Raw genomic sequence first — 21935 nt, 5'->3', positions numbered from 1 at the left:
CGTTTTATATTGGGGGAGCATTTTCGAGCGGCGAGGGACAATGGGGAGTAAACGCCCCTTAAAAAAGGAATGTAAACCTTTAACGAAATGAGAAGGGAGAAAAATCGTTTGCCAGAACACGGAAATATATCCTCGTAGGCGGCATAGGATTGCGGCCTTTCCTATACGCTGATACACGAAATGCAGCAATCGTTCCTTGTGCATGCCGCCCTGTTGGCGTACGACCCGTTGGCTTCTGCATGGTTATGCGACCACTTTTCTCGTTTTTTGGGGACGATATCGTACGTGAACGGGTGCGGCATGCACAAGGCCCGATTGCTGCGGTTCCAAAACAGGAACAGCGATACACCGGCCGCAATCCTATGCCGCCTACGGGAACGTTTTCGTGTTCTGCCAACACGGTGTCTCCCTTTTTCTTTTCTTCAATATCATAGGCCCGATTTTATGGGAGGGCGCGGACGAAGGCGACGAATTTGTCGCCGCGATCGAATTCGTTGAGGAACATGCCGAAGCTGGTGAAGCCGGGGGAAAAGAGGAGGACGTCTCCGGGTCGGGTAAGCTCGACGGCGGCGGCGAGCGCCTCCCTGTAATCGGTGAAGACGCCGCGCACGGGGTCGGCGACTCCCTGCTTCTGCACCTCCTGTTGGATGGCGGGCAGCAGTTCGTCGGTGCCGCTGCCGGCCAGCAAGACAACATCGCGGCAGCGCTGGACGATGCGCTCGGGCCATTGATCTAGCGGCAGGTGCTTGGTGTTGCCGCCGGCGACCAGGACGAGCGGGGCGTCAAAAGCCTCCAGGGCCACCTGGCCCGCCACCGGTGAGGTGCTGGCGCTGTCGTTGATGTAGCGTACCCCGTTACGCTCGCGCACCTCTTCCAGGCGGTGCGGCACGCCCTGGAAACGCCGGACGGTCTCGGCGATAACGTCGTCGGGGACGCCAAGCAGGCGGGCGGTGGTGGTGGCCAACAGGATGTTCTCCAGGTTGTGGCGACCGGCCATGGGAGTGTCGCGGAAGCGGAATGGCTCGACCTGCTCGCTATGGCGGGCGAAGCTGCCGCCGCGCTCCAGGCTGGTGAACCAGATCTGGCCCGGCGCCTCCTCACCGAAGCGGCGCGTCCAGGGATTATCATAGTTGAAGATAGCCAGGTCCCCGGACTTCTGATGGCGAAATATATTGGCCTTGGCCTCGGCATAGTCTTCCATACCTCTGTAGGTATTGAGGTGGTCAGGATAGACATTGGTCATCACCGCGACCTGCGGGCTGATCTTGTGGGGGGCCAGCCCCTCCAGTTGCCAGCTCGAAAGCTCCAGCACCACCAGCGTCTCGGGAGTGATCTGTGGCAGCAGGGACAGCGTCTCGACGCCAGCGACGTTGCCGCCGATCAGGGTGGGCGCACCGCTGGCCCGCAGAATATCGTAGATCAGGCTGGCTGTGGTGGTCTTGCCACGCGTTCCCGTGATGCCGATCACGCGACCCGGACAGGCCAGCAGGAAGAGCGCGATCTCCATCTCGATGCGCGCGCCATGCTCCTGCGCCAGGCGGATATAGGGAGACGTCCAGGGCACCCCTGGATTGCGAATGACGATCTCGGCCCAGCGAAAATCCTCTTCCCGGTGCTCACCCAGGATAAACTCGATCGGCAGACCAGACAGCGCCTGTACGCTTGGAGCCAGCACCTCCGGCGACTTCATATCCGTCACGCGCACGATCGCCCCCTGCTGGGCCGCGTAGCGCGCCGACGCCATCCCCGATCCCTGCAGTCCCAGTCCCATAACCAGAACTCGTTTCCCACGCAAATCCATCATAACGAAGACCTCAATTCCACAGTTTTGAAGCGCGCAGATGCCGCTAAATGCTTCCACCGCATGATAGCAGAATTTATCCTCCGACACAAACCCGCATGACACGACGTGCCATCCAGATGTCCAAAGGAGGACCCGCAACAAAAAACGCGCCCAACACATACAGAGATTCCTTTTTTGGAAGACACACCGTCGTACAATACGAGGCGGCAGCACATGTTCTGCTTGCCCTGGCATGTTTCCTGGAAATCTGAATAGCTATCAGCTTGAATGCTTACAGTACTATCTGGTGAAAAATATACCCTCTTACTATATTTACATGTTAATATTTATATATGCTTATAAAGCAGTGCCGTCTTATAAAGATTGCATTAAAACATGAAATATTGTTCATTTTACAAAAGTGGAAGGGGGGAAGTTTGCCTCAGCTCAAACCTATACCTCGACGAACGACGTATGCTCTCAGCACAACTGTGTATACATCGCCATGGGCCTCCTCATGGCAGCGTATATATCGTCAGGTCTTCTGGTTGTCAGATGGCCTGCGCGACACGGAGCGTATTTCGCTACTCCTACACAAGCCAGAAGATTCTGTCTATCGCGTAATTACAGAGCTTACAGTTAATGGTTTTCTTAGCTTACATCTTGACAGGAAGGTACTTGAAATGAACATCGCGCTTTTAAAGGAAAGCTTCAACATGATTGCCCCCCGCAAAGAGGAGTTCGCGCATAGCTTTTATGAGCGCCTCTTTTCATACTATCCTCAAACAAAGCACCTCTTCGCGCAGACCGATATGCGCAGGCAAGAAAGTTCGCTTATGGCTACACTGGCAGTTGTCGTGGCAGGTGTAGAGCGAGGCGACAGCCTGGTTCCAACCTTGAACACTCTGGGGAAACGCCACAGCCATTATGGTGCCGCACCAGAACACTATCCACTGGTTGGGGGCGTTCTGTTAGAGACGTTTCACGAATATCTCGGTTCCCAATTCACCCCGGCCATGCAGGATGCCTGGAGCAACGCTTTTGAGCTGATCAGTAATCAGATGATCGAAGGCACGCAAAAGCTCAACTGATCAGTTTACTTATAGTTCCACAATGACGTTCTCGGGTCAGAGAGCGAACGGGTGTATGTCATTTTTTTGCCAGGAGATACAGCGAAAAGAAACACGGAATGCCTCGTAGGTTCGGCCCTTGCGGCCGATTTCCCCTCGACGCATGAAAACGCCCCATCGTAGGTTCGGCCCTTGCGGCCGATTTCCTCTCCAGGTACGAGATGTCCGTTAAATACGAAAAACATTGGTGTGTTTAAGGGGCATGGTTGAATGGGGAAGGAAAATCGGCCGCAAGGGCCGAATCTACGAGCATTGCCACGTTTGGAGAATACACCGATACACGATATACGGCGACAGCCGTTTAAAAACGATGTATAATAGCTTTAGATAACAAAAGCGGTGGACAATTTGAAGATAAATTGTTTATATAATATATAGAGCACTCTACCATTTATAGCCAGTCATAGAAGCAATAGAAACAGGCGAAAATGGACCCTGAATATGGAACACAACTCGAATATACCCTGGATACCCTATCGGTGGGGGTCGCCCTGCTGGACGGCAGTGACTTTCGCATTCGTTACGTAAATCCCTACCTGCGGTCGTTGCTGGTCGCCCTCTTGCGACAACAGGAGGTCGTTGGGCGCAGCGCCAGCGAACTCTTGCCGGAGACGATTAACGCGGCGCTGCTGCCACTGCTGCGGCAGGTGGCGAGCGGCGGGGAACGTGTCGAGCTGGCGGAGGTACCCTTTGAGGGCTTCCTGGAGATTCGGGGCCGCACCTACTGGCGCATCACCATCGAGAGTTACACGGCGACCGACAAGCCGGGGCAAGCCGGGGCGCCCGGGAATGGGGTCGCCTTCGGCTCCAAGCCGGGGCAAACCCGGCACCTACGGGTTATGTTGGAGGATATTACCGAGGCGGTACGTGCCCGGCTCCATATCCAGGCGGTCCACGCCATCTCGTCGGCCCTGGCGGGTCCGGCCTCCCTCCCCCTGGTGCTGGAACGCATCCTGAACGTGCTGCAGGAGACCTTTGGCTCGAAGCGCTGCGCCATCATCCTGCGCGACAATTCGGTGCCAGCCATCGAGCCACGCCTGGCTGATCTGGAAGAGAGTCAGCTTGAAAAAAGCGATGGACCCCAGACGGCGCGCGTGGTAGCCCAGCTGGGTCTGCACGCGGTTTCACAGCACTGGCAGGCGCGGATAGACGAGAACATCCTGCTGGCAACGGTGGCGCGTGAGCATCGCACACGCATCATTACCAATACCAGCACGGCGCCCCACTACGTCTTTCCCTACCTTAATCACCAGGGAGAGCCGCACCGGCCCGGCTCCGTGCTATGCGTCCCTATCTTCGAGCCGCACGCCGACGATCCGCTCACACCCGGACAGGTGGAAAACGCGGAGCGCGTCGTCTTCGGGACCATCGAGGTCTACCATCTGCGCGCCCGTGGCTTTCCCGCCGAGGAGGTGGCACTGCTCGAACAGTTCGCCCAGCAGGCGGCCCTGGCCATCCAGAACGCGCGCGTCTTCCGCCGCGTCGATCGCCTGGCCCGCACCGCCAGCCGCACCGTGCGCCAGAAAGATAATATCATGCAGGCCATGCCGGATGGAGTGATCATCTTTGATCCACGTTGGCGCATCGCCGACGTCAACCAGGCGGCGCGCGACCTGCTGGGATGGAGCGAGAACGTAGTCGGTCAGAGCCTGCAGGAGGCCTTTGGGCGCGACCGCGTGAACTGGCTGCAGATCCCCTGGCATCCAGAACACGTCATCAAGGATCTGGAGCAGCGCGCCCTGTCCGGGACGACCGATGAGGTCAAGCTGACTAGCGCCAACGGTCGCGCCTATACCCTGCAGATATCATATACGCCGATCCGCGATGAGCTGGGTGATATCTTCGCCTTTATCGTAATCTACCACGATATCACCGAGCAGGTGGCCGACCGTGAGCGCATCGAGGCCGAGGTGGTCATGCGCACCGCCGAGCTTAATCAACGCAACCAGGCGCTGCAGGAGGCCCAGGAGGCGCAGGCCATTACCAGCGCGCGCATGCAGGTGCTGCTCGAACGCCTACCCAGCGGGGTCATCCTGGTGGCGGCGGAAAACAAACACATCTCGGTCATCAATCGCCAGGCCGTTGAACTGCTGCTGCGGCTGGGAGCGCCGCTGCCGCCGGCCGAAGACCTCGACGAAGCCCTGCAACGTACCCTCAATCAGGACTGCGAGCGGCTGCTGCGGGCGCTCCCCCTGCTGGGTCCCTCCGGCACGCTGGTCCCCTACGATGAGCAGCCGCTGGCGATCGCGCTGCTGCAGGGAGAGAGCAGCGAGGCCGAACTGCATCTGCAGACCAACGATGGGCAGGCGCTCTACCTGCTGGTCAATGCCGCGCCCCTGCGCGCGCTAGATGGTGGCATCGAGAGCGCCATCCTGGTGCTGCAGGATATCAGTCGTGTCAAGCTGTTAGAGCGCGTGCGCGAGGACTTCTTTACCACGATGGCCCACGAGCTGAAGACGCCGCTGGCCAATATCCGCGCCCACCTGAGCGCGCTGCTGGCACCCGACCTGCACTGGACACCCGAGGCGCAGCTTGATTACCTGCAGACCGCCGACCAGCAGGTCGATCGCCTGGTGGGCATGATCAATCACTTCCTGGATGCCTCGCGCGTCGAGGCCGGCGCCCTGCGGCTGGCACGCGAGCCCATCCTACTGCCCGAGATGATCGAGGACCTGCGGGAAAGGCTGGAGGCACTGATCAACGCGGCCAGCAGCGGCCTGCAGATCCAGCTGCCCGAGCAGGTCCCGGCCGTCTACGGGGACTATGAGCTGATCGTGAGCGTGCTCACCAATCTGCTCAGCAACGCCTTCCGCTACGCACCCGAAGGTGACCCCGTGCAGCTACTGGTCGAGCCAATCCAGAAGGGTTCCAGGCAGCGAGCGCAATACGTCAAGATCAGCGTAGTTGATCATGGACCCGGCATCAGCCAGGAGCAGCAGAGCGCCCTCTTTACGCGATTTAGCACCTTCGCGGCCTCCAACCGCCCCTCGGCCGACCGACCGGGCCAGCCAGAGGTGGCGCGCCGCCAGAAGGCGACCCGCTGGAGTCCCGCCACGGGCCTGGGACTCTATATCAGTCGTGGTATTATTGAAGCACACGATAGTCAGCTTGAGGTGAGCAGCAGTCCGGGATGCGGCGCGACCTTTGCCTTCACGCTACCTGTCTTTAAGGAGAGGCGCCGGCCCGCGCGCAATACCACGCCACCAACGACCGCGCTCGCTAACGGAGAGTGAGAGAAGATGTCAAGCACAGAGAAAAAGATACGCATCCTTTGCGTCGAAGATGATCCCCAGATGCGCACATTTTTACTCGCCCAGCTCAAGGCAAGGGGCTATTACAGCCAGGCCGTGCGCGACGGCGCGCAGGCGATCGATATGGCGGCCATCTTTCAGCCACACCTGGTCTTGCTGGACCTCTCCCTGCCCTCGCTGGATGGCCTGAGCTTCCTGCGCCGCTTCCGCGAATGGAGCCCGGCCCCGGTGATCGTGCTCTCCGCCCACGACGAGGAGCCGGTCAAGATCAAGGCGCTGGACCTGGGGGCCGATGACTATCTGACCAAACCGTTCAGCATCAACGAACTGCTGGCCCGCGTACGCGTCGCGCTCAGGCGCGCCGAAGAGACCGAGCGGCTGCGCAACAACTCCGGCGCCAAAGAGGGGCAACGCCCGCTCTACCGCTGCGGCGGTGACAACGGGCTGGTCGTTGACTTCGCCCACCGCCACGTGCGCTCCGGCGGCAACGAGGTCCACCTCACCCCCACCGAATATGACCTGCTCTGCGAGCTCACGCGCAACGCCGGCAAGGTCCTGACGCACCGCGAACTGCTGCAGCGCGTCTGGGGACCCGACTACAGCGGCGAAAACACCTACCTGCGTACCTTTATGCGCCACCTGCGCCGCAAACTGGAGCCCGACCCCTCGCAACCCCGCTTCCTGCGCAACGAACTCGGCGTCGGCTACTACGTCCCCCCACCCGACGTCGAAAAGAGCCTGACATGATCATAAGTTCGGACCTCGCGTCCGATTTCCCCTCCACGTACGACCATGCCCGCCCCATACGTATAATCGGACGCGAGGTCCGATTTCCTCTCCGCGTACGACCATGCCCGCCCCATACGTATAATCGGACGCGAGGTCCGAACCTATTGGACGCGGAATTGCTCGAATTTACAGGAGAAACCCGATCCCTGGGGGGAGGCGCACATCAGGCCGACATCCAGCGTCTCGATGGGAGTAAAATATGCCTGGCGCAGAAGCCGGTAGTTGCGGCCATCGAGCGCGTAGGAGATCTCGATGGTGGGCCCATGACGCAGCACGCGCAACCAGAATGAGGAGGGGTTATTCTCCAGGCGTACAACCGACCAGTCGGAATAATCGCGCGTCACCACCGCACTGGCATGCTGCAGGCCATCCACAAACTCGATGCCGCACTTAATCCAATTGGATTCATCCAGGCGCACCATCAGGCCCGCCTGATCGTAGAGCGCGCGATACTCGCCGCTAATGCACACATCCGCCTGAAAATCACCTTTCTGCCGCTGATAATAGAAATGCCCATTATCGTTGACCGCGCCATTATGCGTGACACGCCAGAAATCCGTCCCCGGACCCGACTGAATCATCACCACATCGCCGCGATCCGACCAGCGCGGAGGCTCATTATACCAGTCCATTAGCCTTACCCTCCTAAATCGTCAAACGTAAATCATATGCCATAAGTATAGAAGACAACGCCCATTCCGACAACCATTACCCCCGAACCTACGGTCTTCTCTTTTATTGTTGCGCTTATATGAGCCCATCATGGAGTATTGATATGCCTCTTGACGGCTGAGCCATCTATTGGTACATTATCAATTGAAAAATATGCAATGCAGATAAAAGAAAGAATATCGATGACTATTTGTGAGTGCATGATCAACGCATGTGCCCGACCCGCATAAGCGATCACGCCGAGCTTATGCGGGAGGAAAGCGGCCACCAATCTGGCATATTCCCCAAGTCGACATGATGATGTCGGATTGTTTCCTATGGCTTTCACCCTCTCTCCCCCCATCTATTCCGCGCGCCGTGCGTGTATCGCCAGGCATCTCGCCCCCGTGAGATGATCCCGCGCTGGCCATAAGACGCTCGCGGCATTCCCCTTCACGATTCAGGCGAGCATGCCTGCTTAATTCCCTGGCAGTTGTAGTATAAGCCTGAAGTGAAGGAATGAATATATGAAATATCTATCGCGACGAGAAGATAGACCGCGGTTACTCACGGTCCGGCTGGCGGTGGTCGCGTTCTTTTTCTTGAATGGCGTGATGACGGCCAGCCTGTCGGCGCGCCTGCCGGGCATCCAGATGAAACTGGCACTGCCCGCCGGTCAGCTGGGACTGGCCCTGCTGGGCTGTACCGTGGGTAGCCTGATAGCGATGAACGCCGCCGGTCGCGGCACCCGATACATTGACAGCAGGATCATCACCACGCTGGCCGCGCTGCTTATGGCCGGCTCGCTTCCCCTGATGGCGTGGGCTCCCACGCTCCCGCTGCTGGTGCTGGCACTGATCCTGTTCGGCGCGGGCAGCGGCGCAATGGATGTCGGGATGAATCTGCTGGGAGTCGAGGTCGAGCGCGCGCATGGCCGTCCGATCATGAACTCGTTCCACGCCTGCTTCAGCGTGGGAAGCCTGGTCGGCGCGCTGCTCAGCAGTATGCTGGCGGCCCTGCGGGTAGATCCTGGGACGCACTTTCTGGCCATCGCACTCGTGACCGGGGTCGGATTCGTCGGGGGCGCGCGCTTCCTGCCATCAATGACTCCGGTGCGTGGGGCGTCGAAGAAGCGCTCGCTACGCCTCTCTCCTACACTGATAGGGATGGGGACAATAGCTTTTTGCGCCCTGCTCAGCGTGGGGGCGCTGTTCGATTGGAGCGCCATCTACCTGACTGGAACGCTGCATGCGGACGCAGGGCTGGCGGCGGCCGGCTTCGCGACCTTCCTGGTCTGCATGGCCATGGGACGCATGGCGGGCGATGCGCTGACGACGCGCATTGGCGCGGTCGCGCTGGCCCGTAGCGCCTGCCTGCTGGCCGCCGGTGGGCTGGCGCTGGCCCTGCTGTCCACCTGGACGCCAGCAGCCTTTCCTGGCCTGGCGCTGGTCGGCGTGGGACTGTCGGTCCCGCTGCCGCTGGTCATGAGCGCGGCCGGGCGGATCTCAGCGGCACGGTCGGGCGATACCCTGACAGCGGTCACCACCTGGGGCTACGCCGGACTACTGGCCGGACCAACCATCATCGGCTTCATCGCGGATCACCTCGGGCTGCGCCTCGCGCTGGCCCTGGTCGTGATGCTCTGCCTGCTTGCCTCCCTCTGCGCCCCGGCATTACGTCCACAGCGTCCACACGAGTCGCAAGAAACTCCTTGACACACATTCCCTCCCTGCCCTATACTTACACTGTAAACTTACAGTGTAAGTATAGGGCAGGGAGGGAAATAATGACGAAACCCGGTGGAACACTCACACGTCAACGGGTGCTGGAGGCGGCCCTGCAGTTGATCGACCAGGAGGGGCTGGAGGGCTTTAGCATGCGCAAACTCGGAGCAATGCTTGGGGTGGAGGCGATGTCGCTCTACAACCACGTTGAGAGTAAGCGGGCCTTGTTTGATGGGGTCATCGAGCTGCTCATCACCCAGGAGCCATATCCTGAGCAACCCGATGCCACGCCACGCGAGGAATTGTGGACTTTTGCCCATGCGTTTCGAGACATCTTACGCGCGCACCCACGCGTGCTCCCTCTGGTGGCGACGAGTCCACTGCGAACCCCAGAGACGCTGGTGATGCTGGATCGTCTGCTGGCAACGGTCCAGCGTGCGCAGATCACAGGAGTTCAGGCCATCTATGCGTTACAGTGCCTCGTCGGGTTTATTGTTGGGCACACCTGGATCGAGATAGGGTCTCAGTCTGTGGCTGGCCTGGAACCCGGGCCCAATGGCCCGATGGTGTGGCGGCAATTTCCAGCAGAGCGCTACCCGACGCTCCACGCCTTGTTGCCGGAGATCGCGCAATGGAATCCTGATGACGAGTTTGACTTTGGGTTGCAGGCACTGTTCCAGTGTCTGTTTGCATGAGAGAAAGGCGGGGACCAGCATATGAGAACACAGAGAAAACACTACAAAGTGCCAAACGGAGAAGTGCAGCTCGCGGTCAGTGAGAGTGGTCAGGGGCAGACGCTACTGTTCTTCAACGGTGGTGGGGCAACACAGGTGTCCTGGAAGCGCATGATACGCGAGCTCGGAGGACAGTATCGGCTCGTGACCTTCGATTTTCGTAACCATGGGAAAACCACCACCTCGCACGACACATCCCTTGATAGCTTCCTGACGGATGCGGAAACCATCATGGACAAAGTGGCTCTCGATCGACCGATCCTGGTCGGCTGGTCTCTGGGAGCAGACCTGGCTGTCTGGTATGCGGCGAGCCATCCAGGAAGAGTGGCAGGACTGTTTCTCATTGACGGGGCAGTGCCGGTCAACCTCGTGACTGATCCTGAGGATACAAGGCGCCGGCTCAACACGCCAGCGATGCGCATCGGGCCATTGCTGCTCTACCTGGTTGGCATGGGCTATCGCCTCTCACCCGACGCGTATGCAACTCTCACCATTGAACTCAATAGACGCCGCGAACAACTTCTTTCGGCCTATAGCCAGCTTGATTGCCCGGTCGAACTGGTTCTGGCAACGAAAAGCGCCGGGGAAAAAGAGGAGCGTGCCGAGCGCAACAACGCGCGCTGGCACGCTGGCGGCGAACAACTCGCCAACCAGTATCCAGCGCTTTCTCTCAGCTGGCTGGATAACACCCATCTCCTTCCGTTCAACGAACCCACCCGGCTCGCGCACGCTCTGGACGAGTTCGCCCACCGCATTCGGGCGAGAGATCAGGTGGTATAAAAAAACTGGTTGCCTTCACACGATCATGTATCCTCTGGAGGTGACCGTAGGTGACAAGCTCGCCCCCCGATACATTTTATTGCGTAAAAAGAACAAAAACTAAAGTACGTGCGGGCGAGCATGCTCCCAGCATGCTCGCCCGCACGTACTCTCGTCATTTTTCTTTATGCATGCTCTAAAGCTGAACTTATTAAGATTAGCTCAGAACCGTGCCGTTGTAATAAGTAACCTGGCCGGGGGCACCCTGACCACCACCATGGTGCTGCTTGAACAGGTCGTTGTTGGTGTACTCTTCCAGCGCCTCTTTGGACTCCCAGCGCGAGATGGCCAGAATGGTGTTGTCGTCAGCCACCCACAGCTCCATGCCCAGGAACCCTTTGAACTGCTTCATGCCGGGCATGGCGTGCTGGAAACCCTGCATCATAGCCTGCTGACGCTCAGCCGGAACCGCGACTTTATTGACCGCAATAAACATTGGAAACTCTCCTCATTTGATAATCAACTTCGATTAGTCGGATACGACTATTTGATCTATGGATAATATACAACCTTTGACCAATATAGTCAAGTTCGACTATAATATACATACAAAAAACGAGGAGAAAAAGCAAGTTGGACGAACGAAGCCTGCTCCTGCTGGGGATGCTGAAATCCCAGAGCCAGCATGGATATCAAATTAATGAGTTCATCGAGAAAAATTTGAGTCGCGTCATCAATATGAAGCGTTCGACGGCCTATACGCTCCTCGACCGGCTGTGCGAACAGGGCTATGTCGAGCAGCGCACGGAACAGGAGGGGCATCGACCGGTCAGGAAGGTCTATACGCTAACCGAGGCAGGCGAGCAGAAGTTCAATGAGCTGCTGCGCGAGATTCTGGAGCAGGCCGATCCGATGACCTCTCCCTTCGACGTGGGACTGATGTTTCTGGACCACATCAGCCACGAGGAGCTGCGGGCGGCGCTCCAGCTGCATCTGCAGCGGACCCATCAACAGATCGTGGTCTACGAGGCGACTCCGGCGCACGGCTTTGGCAAGGGGGTCGACATCGCCATGCGTCACCGCCTGGCCCTTCTGAAAGCCGAGCTGAGCTGGCTGCAAGAGACCCTCCAACAATTGCCGTCGTAGGTGTCGGGCTTGCCCCGACTTCTCGAGCTTGCCCCGACTTCTCGGGCTTGCCCCGACTTCTTGGGCAGCGATCTCGTCAACGTCTTTTCGAAAGGATGCGCCATGCCTCCATTTGTGCCGGGCCTTGAGCTGAACCGCCGTTTCTTCCAGCAGGTGGTACGCCCCCTGCTCGCAGACGCCTTTCCTGAATTGCGTTACGCGGCCGCGTTGATCGGTCCGGGCAGCGAGGTAATCGGATGCGATACCGAGATGTCGGTCGACCACGACTGGGGTCCGCGTCAGTTTATCTTCCTGCGCGAAGAGGACGCAGGACAGGGAGACGGCATCGCTGAGCTGCTGAGTCAGCGGCTGCCCGAGACGTTCGCCGGCTATGCGGTCTCCTTTCCCCCCTCCACGGCATTTAGCATACAGGCGCTGAGCCGGCCGCTCAGCGGTCCGGTGCGGCACCGCGTCATGCTGGTGACGGTACGCAGCTTCGTGCGCGTCCTGCTCGACTACGATCTGGATCAGCCATTGCGGGCGGCCGACTGGCTGACCTTCCCCTCGCACGCGCTGGGCGAGTTGGTCAAAGGAGCGGTCTACCTGGACGAGATAGGCGAGCTGACGGCGTTGCGCGAACGCTTCGCCTGGTATCCACACGACGTCTGGCTCTATCTGCTGGCCGCCGGCTGGCAGCGCATCGGACAGGAAGAGCACCTCATGCCGCGCGCCGGCAGCGTCGGCGACGAGCTAGGTTCATCTCTCATCGCCTCACGGCTGGTGCGCGACATCATCAACCTCTGCTTCCTGCAGGAGCAGCAGTACGCCCCCTACGCCAAATGGTTCGGCACGCTCTTCAAGAAATTGAACGGCGCGCAAGAACTGGAGCCGCTGCTCTGGCGTGCCCAACAGGCCAGCCACTGGCGGGAACGCACGCAGACTCTGGCCCGCGCCTACGAGATCCTGGCCCACCGTCAGAACGCGCTGCAGCTCTGCCCGGCTCAACCCGCAAGCGCCTCAAACTTCCATGAGCGCCCCTTCCCGGTCATCCACGCCGAGTGCTTCGCCCAAGCCCTACTGGAGCAGATCACAGACCCCCAGGTCAAGCACATCGCCGCGCAGCCCCTGATTGGCAACCTTAACCAGTGGAGCGACAACACCGACATGGAAGGCGTGCCGCGCCAGAAACGCCGCCACCTTTACCCCTCATCGCCATCATCGTCGTCGTAGGTTCGGCCCTTGCGGCCGATTGGAGCGAAGCGACCCCGTCCCCTTGCGATTCGTCGCGGGGAAAACGAATCGTAAGGACGGGGTCGCTTCGCTCCAAAGTCGGGGCAAGCCCGACACCTACGACGACGATGATGATTTATGGTGGGAGGCGTGGCCGCCCTTCTTGCCAGCTTCGCGGGCCTCGCGGCTATCGAATTCATGCCCCTTGCCGCTCTCGTGGGAGGCGTGCCCAGCTTTTTGATGCTGCTCGTGGCTTACAGACTCTCCGCCTTTGTGGCCGGCGGCGCTTTTCTTATCATGTTCAGATGCCATATATTTCCTCCATTTCAACACTTCCAACATTTCTTCAACGATCATATCCTTTAACATGCGATCGTTATATGGTATACGAATGCGCAGGAAAAACGGACTCATATCAATGAAATAGTAAATAATGTATTTACACACTTGAAAATATTATTGAATTTCAAAATATGTAAATAGTATATAGAACAATTATACGGCATTAAAGCTGCATTAATGCTTATTCTATGCGAGCCACGGCGCGCACAGGGAAGGTGCCGGCCCCCTTGAATTTGGGCGGCAGCGCGCTAAAGCGGAAGCCTTCGTCGGGCAGCTGGTCGAGGTTGCAAAGGTGCTCGACGATCAGGACTTCAGCGCCCAGCAGCGTGGTGTGGACAGGACGCGCTCCGCCGCTGGTGTCGTCGATGTTAACGGAATCGATGCCGACCAGCTGTACGCCGCACTCGACCAGGTATTGAGCGGCATCCTCGGTCAGGTGGGGATGATACTCGAAGTAGGCATCGCTGTTCCAGTGAGCATCCCAACCGGTATGGACCAGCACGGCGCGGCCGCGCAGCTCTTTGTCGCGAAAGAAACTGGCATCCAGCGCCATCTGCGCATGGTAGTCGGCGCGCACAACTATGCCTTCCAGGTCCGCCAGCCGCTCGACGCCAACCTGCGAGAGATCCTTACCATGCTCATAGCGATGGAAAGGACAGTCCAGGTAGGTCCCGGTATTGGTGACCATCTCAATCTTGCCGATCTGGAAAGTAGTTCCAGGAGCGTACTGCTTGCGCGACTCCTCGCGGCTCAGGTAGTCGCAGATCAGCGGCGCGGGCAATCCCTTATACGTAATCAAACCGCTCTCGATAGTATGGCTCAAATCGACATAACGTGGAGCAGCGGACGCCAGCGGCTGCGTACTCGTGCGCTTATGCGGCTCCATCAAAATCTGTTTGTTGCTGATGGAGACGCGGCCAACCATCAGCAGGCGCATATCCCTGATGATGGAGTCGGCCAATTCCTGATCGGAGATATCATCGCCCTCGATATCCAGGCGGAATCCCTGTCCCTGCACACCGCCACCGTTGGTAAATTCGATCACAAAATCAAATTGAACGCGTTTATCCATCGCACAACCTTTCCAGCCGTCAGGCAATCCGAATGTCTTGTGGCACTTCATATGTACATCTGCAGCTATCTTACAAGAGCTGATCGATGACTGTAAATAGGCAAAATTGCCATCATTTGCATACACAGATACAGCAGCCCGGAAAGCCAATCGAGGCGCGCAGTCAGAAAATAATGGGGCGTAGAAAAGGTGGAGCGGCAATAGGGAATTTCCCCATGGAGATGGGGGCGCGGCAACAGGCATTCGCGTAGGACAGATGCCTATTGCCGATCAGGAAGTGGAGATTAGTCGCCGAGGCGGTAGCGGGGCGAGAAATCAAAGGTGAGCCGGGCCTTCTCGATGGAGAGCAACGACTCGCGTCCCTGTAGAGGACGCGATAGGGCCGAGAGGAGATCGGGACGGAAGCGCTCCAGCAGCTTGACGGTCGGTTCGGGCCAACAGGTGTCGCTGGCGCACATGTTATAGGCCCCGTAACCGGGCAGATCGGGACATAGCAGCGCCTGCTCGATGCCTTCGACGGCGTCATGCACATGCAGCCAGCTAAACAGGTCATCATGCCACTGATCCGTCATCTTCAGGTCGCCCCGCAGGCGCTGATACATCTCCTCGGGCCACACAAAGGTAAAGCGCAGGGCCGCCGTGGTCATTCCGTAGCCGCGATGGAAGGCCGCGCACGTCTCTTCGGTCACCAGCTTACTCAAGCTATAGGGATCTTCCGGGGCCGGTGGATACTCCTCCTCCAGTGGCAGACGCGTATAGGGGATAGGGTGGCGGCTCAGGCGCCAGTAAAAGGTGCCAAACGCGTTCACACTCGACGCGCAGATGCAGCGGGCAATCCCCGCCTTGCGCGCCTCATCCAGCACCACGAAGGTCCCCAGCGCGTTAGTACGGAAAATAGTGGCCCCCTGATCCGGGATATTCACAGGGATGCCACCCAGGTGCACCACGGCCTCCACCCCTCGCACAGCCTCGGCGACCGCGACCGGATCAGTAATCTCACCCCGCACAAAGGGCCAGTCCAGCTTGATGGACCGCGTCTCGCGCTCGTGCTTCACTGGGTTATACATCGAGACCGCCGTAGGATCAGCGATATCCAGCAGCCGCAGCTCATGCCCGCGCCGCCCAAGATACTCGGTTAGCGCACGACCAATAAAGCCCAGGGCACCGGTGATCAATACTTTCATGAAAGGAATCCATTTCTACATCAGAATAGAAAGGGCAGACACTGTAGCGTGCACAGCCAGAAAGGGCTTACCACCCTGTCACCTCGCAAAAACAGGAAAAGAGGATTACACAATAGATACACATGAGCTGATCAACGGCTTGCAGCAGCGGAAAGCCATCCGACGGTGGACGACCAGACCAGGAGAAATGACAGAAATCAGTATACGAAGAAGGGCAAGGCATGTCAATATATATTTTAAGCAGAATCCTCGTGGGTTCGGGCCTTGCGCCCGATTTCCCCTCTGCGTACGAAATGGGCCCCCGTAGGCGCGGGCAAAAACAACAAATTTTCACACGAATTTCACACAACTGCTCAGATATTCACGTGATTCTCACTCATCATCAGGTAAGCTGTACATAGAGAAAGTTAGCACATCACCTGGACATTCTTTCTCTATGGTGTCGCAGCAGCGACAATCTCAGTCTGAAGACACAATCTGCGTTGCAGGAAGTGTTCTGCCCGGTTGGTTGAAGGTATGGTAGCTAGCGGAAGCAGGATGCCCGTATGCACGACCAAAGCGCTGCGAACGATTCATCGGAGGGCAGCCAGACACATGGGATGGAGGGATCGCCTGCTGATGAGCGATCCGGGCCATCACGTTTCTCGGATAGTGGAACGCCCGGCCAGCCACAGGAGGGCGGGGCCAAAAGCACATACAACATCCTGGTGGTTGAAGATGATCCAACACTCGCCACGCTGGAAACTGATACATTAACTGCACAAGGTTATACCGTCGTCACCGTACATAGTGGTGAGCTTGCGATCACTACTCTCCATCACGCGATTCCCGATCTCGTAGTGCTTGATCTTGAACTGACAGGAGAAATTCATGGCTGGGATGTCTTGCAAGCATTGCGCTCACTGGCATCCATCCCCGTTCTCATTACGTCGAGTTCAGCTAGCCATGCACGCTTGTATATGCGCGAACGTGGAGAGACGCGCCTGACTTTGGATCACTTGCCAAAGCCGTACCCTTTACAGGCGCTTCTGAAGCGCATTCAACGCATGCTGCCAATCTCACCTGCTCACTAATTCTTCTTAGTACCAAAGGAGGCTCATATGACGGACCGCTACGAAGATCGTGAAATTCTGCGTAAGGGTGGATTTGCTGAAAATGAGGTTGTTCAACTAAGCAAGCTCCGTAAGGACTACAGCGAAAGAGAGAAGAATCAGGCCCAGATCGTGAAGCGGCGCCTGGAGTTCATTCGCTGGCTGGTCTCGACAGGAAAACTTTCGGACCAGATTGCCTAGTTGGTGCGCGCCAGAAAAAAACCTCTATCTTGCACACGGCTCTAAGCTGTAGGCATGCTCTGTGAAATACGTGCGTCACAGCGACAATCGTTGCGGTTGTCGCTTTTTTGTGGTTGTTTTCCAGCTCTTCCACACATCCTCACACCCTGTTTCACCAAAAAGGCGGACCTTGTGTCAATCAATACCTTCCCTTCCCTTCTCACCCCACCTCGATCACTCCTCTAAGCAGGCTAGGATGGATCTTTATCGTCGTGTCGCACGATCATGCCCTCTTCAAGCGGGAAGGATTGCTCGCGCAGCAACTTCTCCATCAGAGGATACGGCGGCAACTTATTGACAGCCCCCATGATACGCGAGACCATGTCGGCAGGCGGATCAAAGTGCTCTAATTTGGAAAAGAGACGATCAATATCAGCGAAATTATCATTCTCATCGTCATCTTGAAAACGAACAGGTGAAACATTCTGCATGTGCAATCCCCCGTTTATCATTCGTATCGTTCATGACTATACTACGTATAATTGGAGAAGGAGGTTTCAGTTTTTTCTCAGTTTTCTTAACGAATTCTTGGCTAAAACCACCCGTTCTCAGCAATTTCTAAGCTAAAGCGTCAGTTGAAGAAAGAAAAGCGGTAAGCTATGGCTAGCTTACCGCTGCCTGAAGATACGATAGTGCCTGCCAGCACCTGCGTACAACGCGCTGGCTAATCTCATGGCGAAATGCATAAAATGCAACCATAAGACACAGAAACGGTCAGAAGATATATACAGGATACTTACACTACAGAAAATGCGCTAAGAGACAAACGCACTACGAATGATACTTACTGACGTGTAACAGACCATTTTGCGACCGCAGGGCTGTCAATCATCTATATACTCGATATTTTCTGGCCCTTCAAGCCAGCTTTGCTCCGTAAACCGGCCCACCAGCTAGCAGCAAGCCTTTTTCGTCCCCACCAAAAGTACTACGTCCTATGATAAGGAAGGTCGTGGTTCGGGGAAACATGATCGTACGGAGAGGAGATTTTATACCATTTTTGTACATGCATTGGTTGGAAATGATGTCACATTAGGGTCAGACTAGTTGTCTCTGCTGAAGAGGATTAATTTTGCTATATGTGTTATATTTGAATGCTCTGTTTAATGTGGTCCTGGTTCTACTGTGAAGGAAAGAATTTCTGCTATGCTGGCTCAACAATTGGGTATTCCCCGGCGGAAAGGGACAAAAAGCTTTTTACTTATACTGCTCATAGATGCACTGGGGACGGGGCTGTTCGCGCCGTTCTCGCTGCTGTATTTCCATGTGATCGCCGCGCTGCCGCTGACGGAGGTGGGCGTGGCGCTGAGTATCGCGACCGTCTTCACCTTTCCGGTGATACCGTTGACCGGGACGCTGGTGGATCGCTTTGGGGCGCGGCGGCTGGTGATCGGCGCGCAGCTGCTGCAGGGGGTTGGCTTCCTTGGCTACCTGCTGGTGCGTGATATGCCGCTGCTCATTATCATGGCAATCCTGGTCAATGTCGGACAGCGTATCTTCTGGTCGGCCTATTTTTCGCTGGTGAGCGAGCTCTCAGAAGGCGGCGAAAGGGATCGCTGGTTCGGCCTGCTGGGAGCCGCACAGATAACGGGCATCGGCATCGGCAATGCGCTGACCGGCGTGCTGATCGGGACGCTGGGGACGCCGGGCTACTATAGCGTGGTGGCGATTGATGCGCTCAGCTTCTTTGTGGCGGCTCTCATGCTCTATTTCCTGGTGCCGGTCGAGCGGCGCGAGGACAGCACAGAGCATAAGAATGCACAACAGGGAAGCTACCGGATGGTGCTGAGGGATCGACCCTTTCTGGGACTGATCGTCACCAACGCCGCCTTCGCACTCTGCTTCTGCCTGATTGGCCTGGGACTGCCTGTCTATGCCACTGACGCCCTGCATATCCCGATCTGGGTAGTCGGGGTCGCCCTGGGACTCAACACGGCGCTGATCGCATTTCTACAGACCTTTCTCATCCGTCACCTGCGAGCGATGCGTCGCACGCGCATCCTCATCCTGGCGGGACTGATCCTGGCCCTGTGGAGTCTGCTCTACATCCTGGCCCTCCCGATGCCACAGACCATCATCATTCCCTACATCATCATCGCCACCTGTACGCAGGCATTCGGGGAAGCCTTACATGCTCCAACCTCTAACGCTCTGGCGACAGAGGCCAGTCCCCTGGCGCTACGCGGCCGCTACCTGGCAGTCTTCCAGTTCTCCTGGGCGCTGGCCCTGTTTGTGGCCCCCACCATGTTTACGGTATCCTTCAGCCTCAATCCAGCCCTACCCTGGGCGATCGGGACCGTACTGGCCCTGCTGGCCAGCCTGGGAACCTTCTTGCTCGAACCCCATCTGCCCAGGGAGGCGATCCATATCTCTACCGTGGCACCACAACCCGAAGAGCAGCGGCAAGCTGGATAGAAGATGCGCGCCACCAATGTGGCAGAGCTTGAATTTATACTGTAAGCCTGCTTACAATTGATCACAGAGTTCATCTTCCTCTTGACAAAAACATTAGGGTGCCCTAATATCTTAGTAGCGAAGTCGGATATTAGGGCACCCTAATATTCATGCTGAGCAAGATTTTTTGCATGGGGGTGCATACGACGCGCGCTCCCGATTATGACCAGAAAGGATTTGATGTCGTGAGGATCTCTTCAGCGATAGCACGCCCCACCTTCCTCGCGGGAAAAGTTGTGCTGATTATTGGCGCGATCGCGGTCGCGGCGCTTTTGATATGGCAGGGTATCACAGCCAGCGGCAATCCCGATCCAACCGCCGCCCACATTACTCCTGAGGCCGCGATTGTGAACACCGGTATCCTGGTGTTCCGCGAAGGCCTGGAGTGTATCCTGGTGTTGATGGCCATTACGGCCAGTATGATGGGAAAAAACCAGGGCTATCGGAAGCCGATCGCCATGGGTTCGGCGATGGGCTTTGGCGCAGTCGTGCTGACGTGGTTCGCGGTGGTGGGTATTTTAAGCGCGCTCTCCAATAATCTACCGGCCCTGGACATCCAGGCGGCGACGGGCCTGCTGGCTATCATCGTGCTGCTGGTGATCATGAACTGGTTCTTCCATAAGATCTACTGGACCGGCTGGATCTCCATGCACAATAAGCGCAAGAAAGAGCTGCTGAGCCAGAAAAACGAAGAGGGCCACTCACAATCGCGCCTGATGTCTGGTCTGATCCTGCTTGGCTTCGCCTCGGTCTATCGCGAAGGCTTCGAGGTCGTGCTGTTCCTGCAGACCCTGCGACTCCAGGTCGGCTCGCTGATCGTCCTCTACGGCGTGCTGATCGGACTGGTCCTGACCGGGATCGTGGGCGCGCTGACCTTCGTGGTACACCACCGGCTCCCCTACAAGAAGATGCTGGTGCTGACCGGCGTCATGCTGGGCGCTGTGCTGCTGGTCATGGTCGGTGAGCAGGCGCAGGAGATGCAGCTGGCCCACTGGATCTCGACCACCCCGCTCAACCTGCCGATCCCCGGCTGGATGGGACTGTGGTTCGCCGTCTTCCCGACGGTCGAGACCCTGGTGGCGCAGGCCCTGGCGGCCATCCTCGTCATCGGCTCCTACTTCCTGGCCCGCTACCAGACCGTCCTGCTGCCGCGCAAGCGTGGAGAGAGGCCCGCGGAGCGTCCGGAGACGCCGCCCGCCCGCGTAGCCGAACCCGTCTCATAGGTTCGGACCTCGCGTCCGATTATTCCTCGGCCGTGACAATGTACCCTATAATCCGTTCGGGTCATACAAAAAATCGCCACATAAAAAGGATGGGAAATGTGATTTCCCATCCTTTTTATATGGTCCTCACCCTCACACCAGCCAACTAATCCTCAGCCCATACAGCAGGTGATGGCGATAATGCTCATATCGTCTTTTTTAGAGCGCAGGTGCTCCTCCTTGCCCAGTTTAGAGCGCTCGACCACGCGCTTGAGCAGTTCGCGGGCTACCGTTGTACGCGTGCTCTTACGCGCGGTCTCCTCTATCTCGGCGTCGGTCAGATTATCGTGGATGCCATCGGTCGAGAGCAGCAGGCGCTCGCCGCCATGGATAGTGGTCTGGCCGACATGGAGCTTGATTTCCTGATCTCCCAGCGACTGCGAGATGCGGTTGCGATTATCGAAATGGACGCGGTCTTGCTCGGATAGCTGCTCGGCTGAGGAGGCCTGCTCGATGCGCAGGGCATCCTCGGCATTCAGCTCATCTTTGCCGATCTTCCACTCAAAGTAGCCATCGTCGGCGGTCAGGCGCCGCAGCGGACCCTCTTTGGGCAGCAGATAGACCCGGCTGTCGCCGACGTGCGCGTAGCCCACCAGATAACCGTCGCTCTGTGGCAGCAACAGCGCCAGAGCGATCGTCGTCGCCGCATACACGGGCTTCCTCTTCTCAGCCTCTTTCTCCTGCTCTTGTTGACTCCCCTGTTTCCTGGCGTGATCCGCCAGGCGCTTATCCAGCGCCAGCACCGCGGTGCTGGCCTCCTCCAGCAGCTGACGCAGACTGGCCTCCAGATCGAATGCTGGCTGCTGCTCACCAGATGGCCTGGATTCCCGCGCCAATGCGGACAACATCTGCCGCCAGTGTATCTTGACCGTCCTGGCAGCCAAGCGTGCGGCCCGCGCGGCCCCGGGCACATCACCAAAGCCATCGCAGATAACCGCCAGCCTGCTCTCCACGTCGATCAAGGCATGGTCCCGATTGCCATCTTCGTGCTCCTCGCTGGCGATGGCCGCTTTGACAAAGGCCAGGGGAGGCAGCCCCTTTGTTGTCCGCTGCAATGTACTATCCAATTGATCTACCCATCCTTTCGCTTCACTGCATGTATGCTTTCCATCTC

The 21935-nt window shown here is 57.7% G+C and carries 20 protein-coding genes; 12 read left to right on the top strand and 8 right to left on the bottom strand.

Annotation, left to right across the window (positions count from 1 at the left end; all coding sequences use genetic code 11):
• Positions 1 to 442: 442 nt before the first annotated feature.
• Positions 443 to 1804, bottom strand: coding sequence for a UDP-N-acetylmuramoyl-L-alanine--D-glutamate ligase (gene murD / locus KTT_RS21180; protein WP_160146017.1), 1362 nt, complete (start codon positions 1802 to 1804; stop codon positions 443 to 445).
• A 695-nt stretch (positions 1805 to 2499) separates the two neighbouring features.
• Here murD and KTT_RS36210 point away from each other — a divergent pair.
• The 3 genes from KTT_RS36210 to KTT_RS21165 all read left to right on the top strand — a co-directional run bounded on the left by KTT_RS36210 (position 2500) and on the right by KTT_RS21165 (position 6911).
• Positions 2500 to 2874: a globin domain-containing protein gene (locus tag KTT_RS36210; protein ID WP_160146016.1), complete on the top strand. Its 375-nt coding sequence runs from the start codon at positions 2500 to 2502 to the stop codon at positions 2872 to 2874.
• A gap of 467 nt (positions 2875 to 3341) precedes the next feature.
• The gene (locus KTT_RS21170) at positions 3342 to 6146 is read left to right on the top strand and encodes a PAS domain-containing protein (RefSeq protein WP_126597951.1); all 2805 of its coding nucleotides are present in this window, start codon (positions 3342 to 3344) and stop codon (positions 6144 to 6146) included.
• A 6-nt stretch (positions 6147 to 6152) separates the two neighbouring features.
• On the top strand, positions 6153 to 6911 hold the full coding sequence (locus tag KTT_RS21165; protein WP_126597949.1) for a response regulator: 759 nt from the start codon (positions 6153 to 6155) through the stop codon (positions 6909 to 6911).
• Positions 6912 to 7054: 143 nt separating this feature from the next.
• On the opposite strand, the gene KTT_RS21160 is transcribed toward KTT_RS21165, so the two are convergent.
• Positions 7055 to 7585, bottom strand: coding sequence for a DUF1349 domain-containing protein (locus KTT_RS21160; protein ID WP_126597947.1), 531 nt, complete (start codon positions 7583 to 7585; stop codon positions 7055 to 7057).
• Between the two features lie 546 nt (positions 7586 to 8131).
• Between KTT_RS21160 and KTT_RS21155 the strand changes: the two genes are divergently transcribed.
• From KTT_RS21155 to KTT_RS21145, 3 genes are all read left to right on the top strand, one after another.
• The gene (locus KTT_RS21155; protein ID WP_126597945.1) at positions 8132 to 9319 is read left to right on the top strand and encodes an MFS transporter; all 1188 of its coding nucleotides are present in this window, start codon (positions 8132 to 8134) and stop codon (positions 9317 to 9319) included.
• 71 nt (positions 9320 to 9390) lie between these two features.
• Entirely contained in the window at positions 9391 to 10023 is a 633-nt protein-coding gene (locus KTT_RS21150) for a TetR/AcrR family transcriptional regulator (protein WP_126597943.1), read from the top strand.
• 21 nt (positions 10024 to 10044) lie between these two features.
• Positions 10045 to 10842, top strand: coding sequence for an alpha/beta fold hydrolase (locus KTT_RS21145; RefSeq protein WP_126597941.1), 798 nt, complete (start codon positions 10045 to 10047; stop codon positions 10840 to 10842).
• A gap of 196 nt (positions 10843 to 11038) precedes the next feature.
• Here KTT_RS21145 and KTT_RS21140 read toward each other — a convergent pair whose 3' ends face one another.
• Positions 11039 to 11317 (bottom strand): antibiotic biosynthesis monooxygenase family protein, encoded by a 279-nt coding sequence (locus KTT_RS21140; RefSeq protein ID WP_126597939.1) that lies wholly within the window; start codon positions 11315 to 11317, stop codon positions 11039 to 11041.
• 137 nt (positions 11318 to 11454) lie between these two features.
• Between KTT_RS21140 and KTT_RS21135 the strand changes: the two genes are divergently transcribed.
• Both KTT_RS21135 and KTT_RS21130 read left to right on the top strand, forming a co-directional pair.
• Positions 11455 to 11967, top strand: a complete 513-nt coding sequence (locus KTT_RS21135; protein WP_126597937.1) for a PadR family transcriptional regulator — start codon at positions 11455 to 11457, stop codon at positions 11965 to 11967.
• Positions 11968 to 12069: 102 nt separating this feature from the next.
• Positions 12070 to 13176, top strand: coding sequence for a DUF4037 domain-containing protein (locus tag KTT_RS21130; RefSeq protein ID WP_126597935.1), 1107 nt, complete (start codon positions 12070 to 12072; stop codon positions 13174 to 13176).
• A 117-nt stretch (positions 13177 to 13293) separates the two neighbouring features.
• On the opposite strand, the gene KTT_RS21125 is transcribed toward KTT_RS21130, so the two are convergent.
• The 3 genes from KTT_RS21125 to KTT_RS21115 all read right to left on the bottom strand — a co-directional run bounded on the left by KTT_RS21125 (position 13294) and on the right by KTT_RS21115 (position 15774).
• The gene (locus tag KTT_RS21125; protein WP_126597933.1) at positions 13294 to 13488 is read right to left on the bottom strand and encodes a KGG domain-containing protein; all 195 of its coding nucleotides are present in this window, start codon (positions 13486 to 13488) and stop codon (positions 13294 to 13296) included.
• Between the two features lie 211 nt (positions 13489 to 13699).
• Positions 13700 to 14590 (bottom strand): cyclase family protein, encoded by an 891-nt coding sequence (locus KTT_RS21120; RefSeq protein WP_126597931.1) that lies wholly within the window; start codon positions 14588 to 14590, stop codon positions 13700 to 13702.
• Positions 14591 to 14874: 284 nt separating this feature from the next.
• Complete coding sequence (locus tag KTT_RS21115; protein ID WP_126597929.1) at positions 14875 to 15774, bottom strand: NAD-dependent epimerase/dehydratase family protein; 900 nt, start codon at positions 15772 to 15774, stop codon at positions 14875 to 14877.
• Between the two features lie 545 nt (positions 15775 to 16319).
• Between KTT_RS21115 and KTT_RS21110 the strand changes: the two genes are divergently transcribed.
• Entirely contained in the window at positions 16320 to 16847 is a 528-nt protein-coding gene (locus KTT_RS21110) for a response regulator transcription factor (RefSeq protein WP_126597927.1), read from the top strand.
• Positions 16848 to 16874: 27 nt separating this feature from the next.
• Positions 16875 to 17066, top strand: a complete 192-nt coding sequence (locus tag KTT_RS21105; protein WP_126597925.1) for a hypothetical protein — start codon at positions 16875 to 16877, stop codon at positions 17064 to 17066.
• Between the two features lie 230 nt (positions 17067 to 17296).
• Here KTT_RS21105 and KTT_RS21100 read toward each other — a convergent pair whose 3' ends face one another.
• Positions 17297 to 17536 (bottom strand): hypothetical protein, encoded by a 240-nt coding sequence (locus KTT_RS21100; protein ID WP_126597923.1) that lies wholly within the window; start codon positions 17534 to 17536, stop codon positions 17297 to 17299.
• Positions 17537 to 18251: 715 nt separating this feature from the next.
• Between KTT_RS21100 and KTT_RS21095 the strand changes: the two genes are divergently transcribed.
• Both KTT_RS21095 and KTT_RS21090 read left to right on the top strand, forming a co-directional pair.
• Positions 18252 to 19520 (top strand): MFS transporter, encoded by a 1269-nt coding sequence (locus KTT_RS21095; RefSeq protein WP_126597921.1) that lies wholly within the window; start codon positions 18252 to 18254, stop codon positions 19518 to 19520.
• A gap of 170 nt (positions 19521 to 19690) precedes the next feature.
• Entirely contained in the window at positions 19691 to 20782 is a 1092-nt protein-coding gene (locus KTT_RS21090; protein WP_126597919.1) for an FTR1 family iron permease, read from the top strand.
• A gap of 152 nt (positions 20783 to 20934) precedes the next feature.
• On the opposite strand, the gene KTT_RS21085 is transcribed toward KTT_RS21090, so the two are convergent.
• Entirely contained in the window at positions 20935 to 21888 is a 954-nt protein-coding gene (locus tag KTT_RS21085; protein WP_160146015.1) for a PP2C family protein-serine/threonine phosphatase, read from the bottom strand.
• Positions 21889 to 21935 lie beyond the last annotated feature (47 nt).

This window comes from Dictyobacter aurantiacus (assembly GCF_003967515.1).
In the GTDB taxonomy this organism is placed as follows: domain Bacteria; phylum Chloroflexota; class Ktedonobacteria; order Ktedonobacterales; family Ktedonobacteraceae; genus Dictyobacter; species Dictyobacter aurantiacus.
Note: the sequence above shows the minus strand (reverse complement) of the source record. Positions and strands in the feature narration are given on the sequence as shown.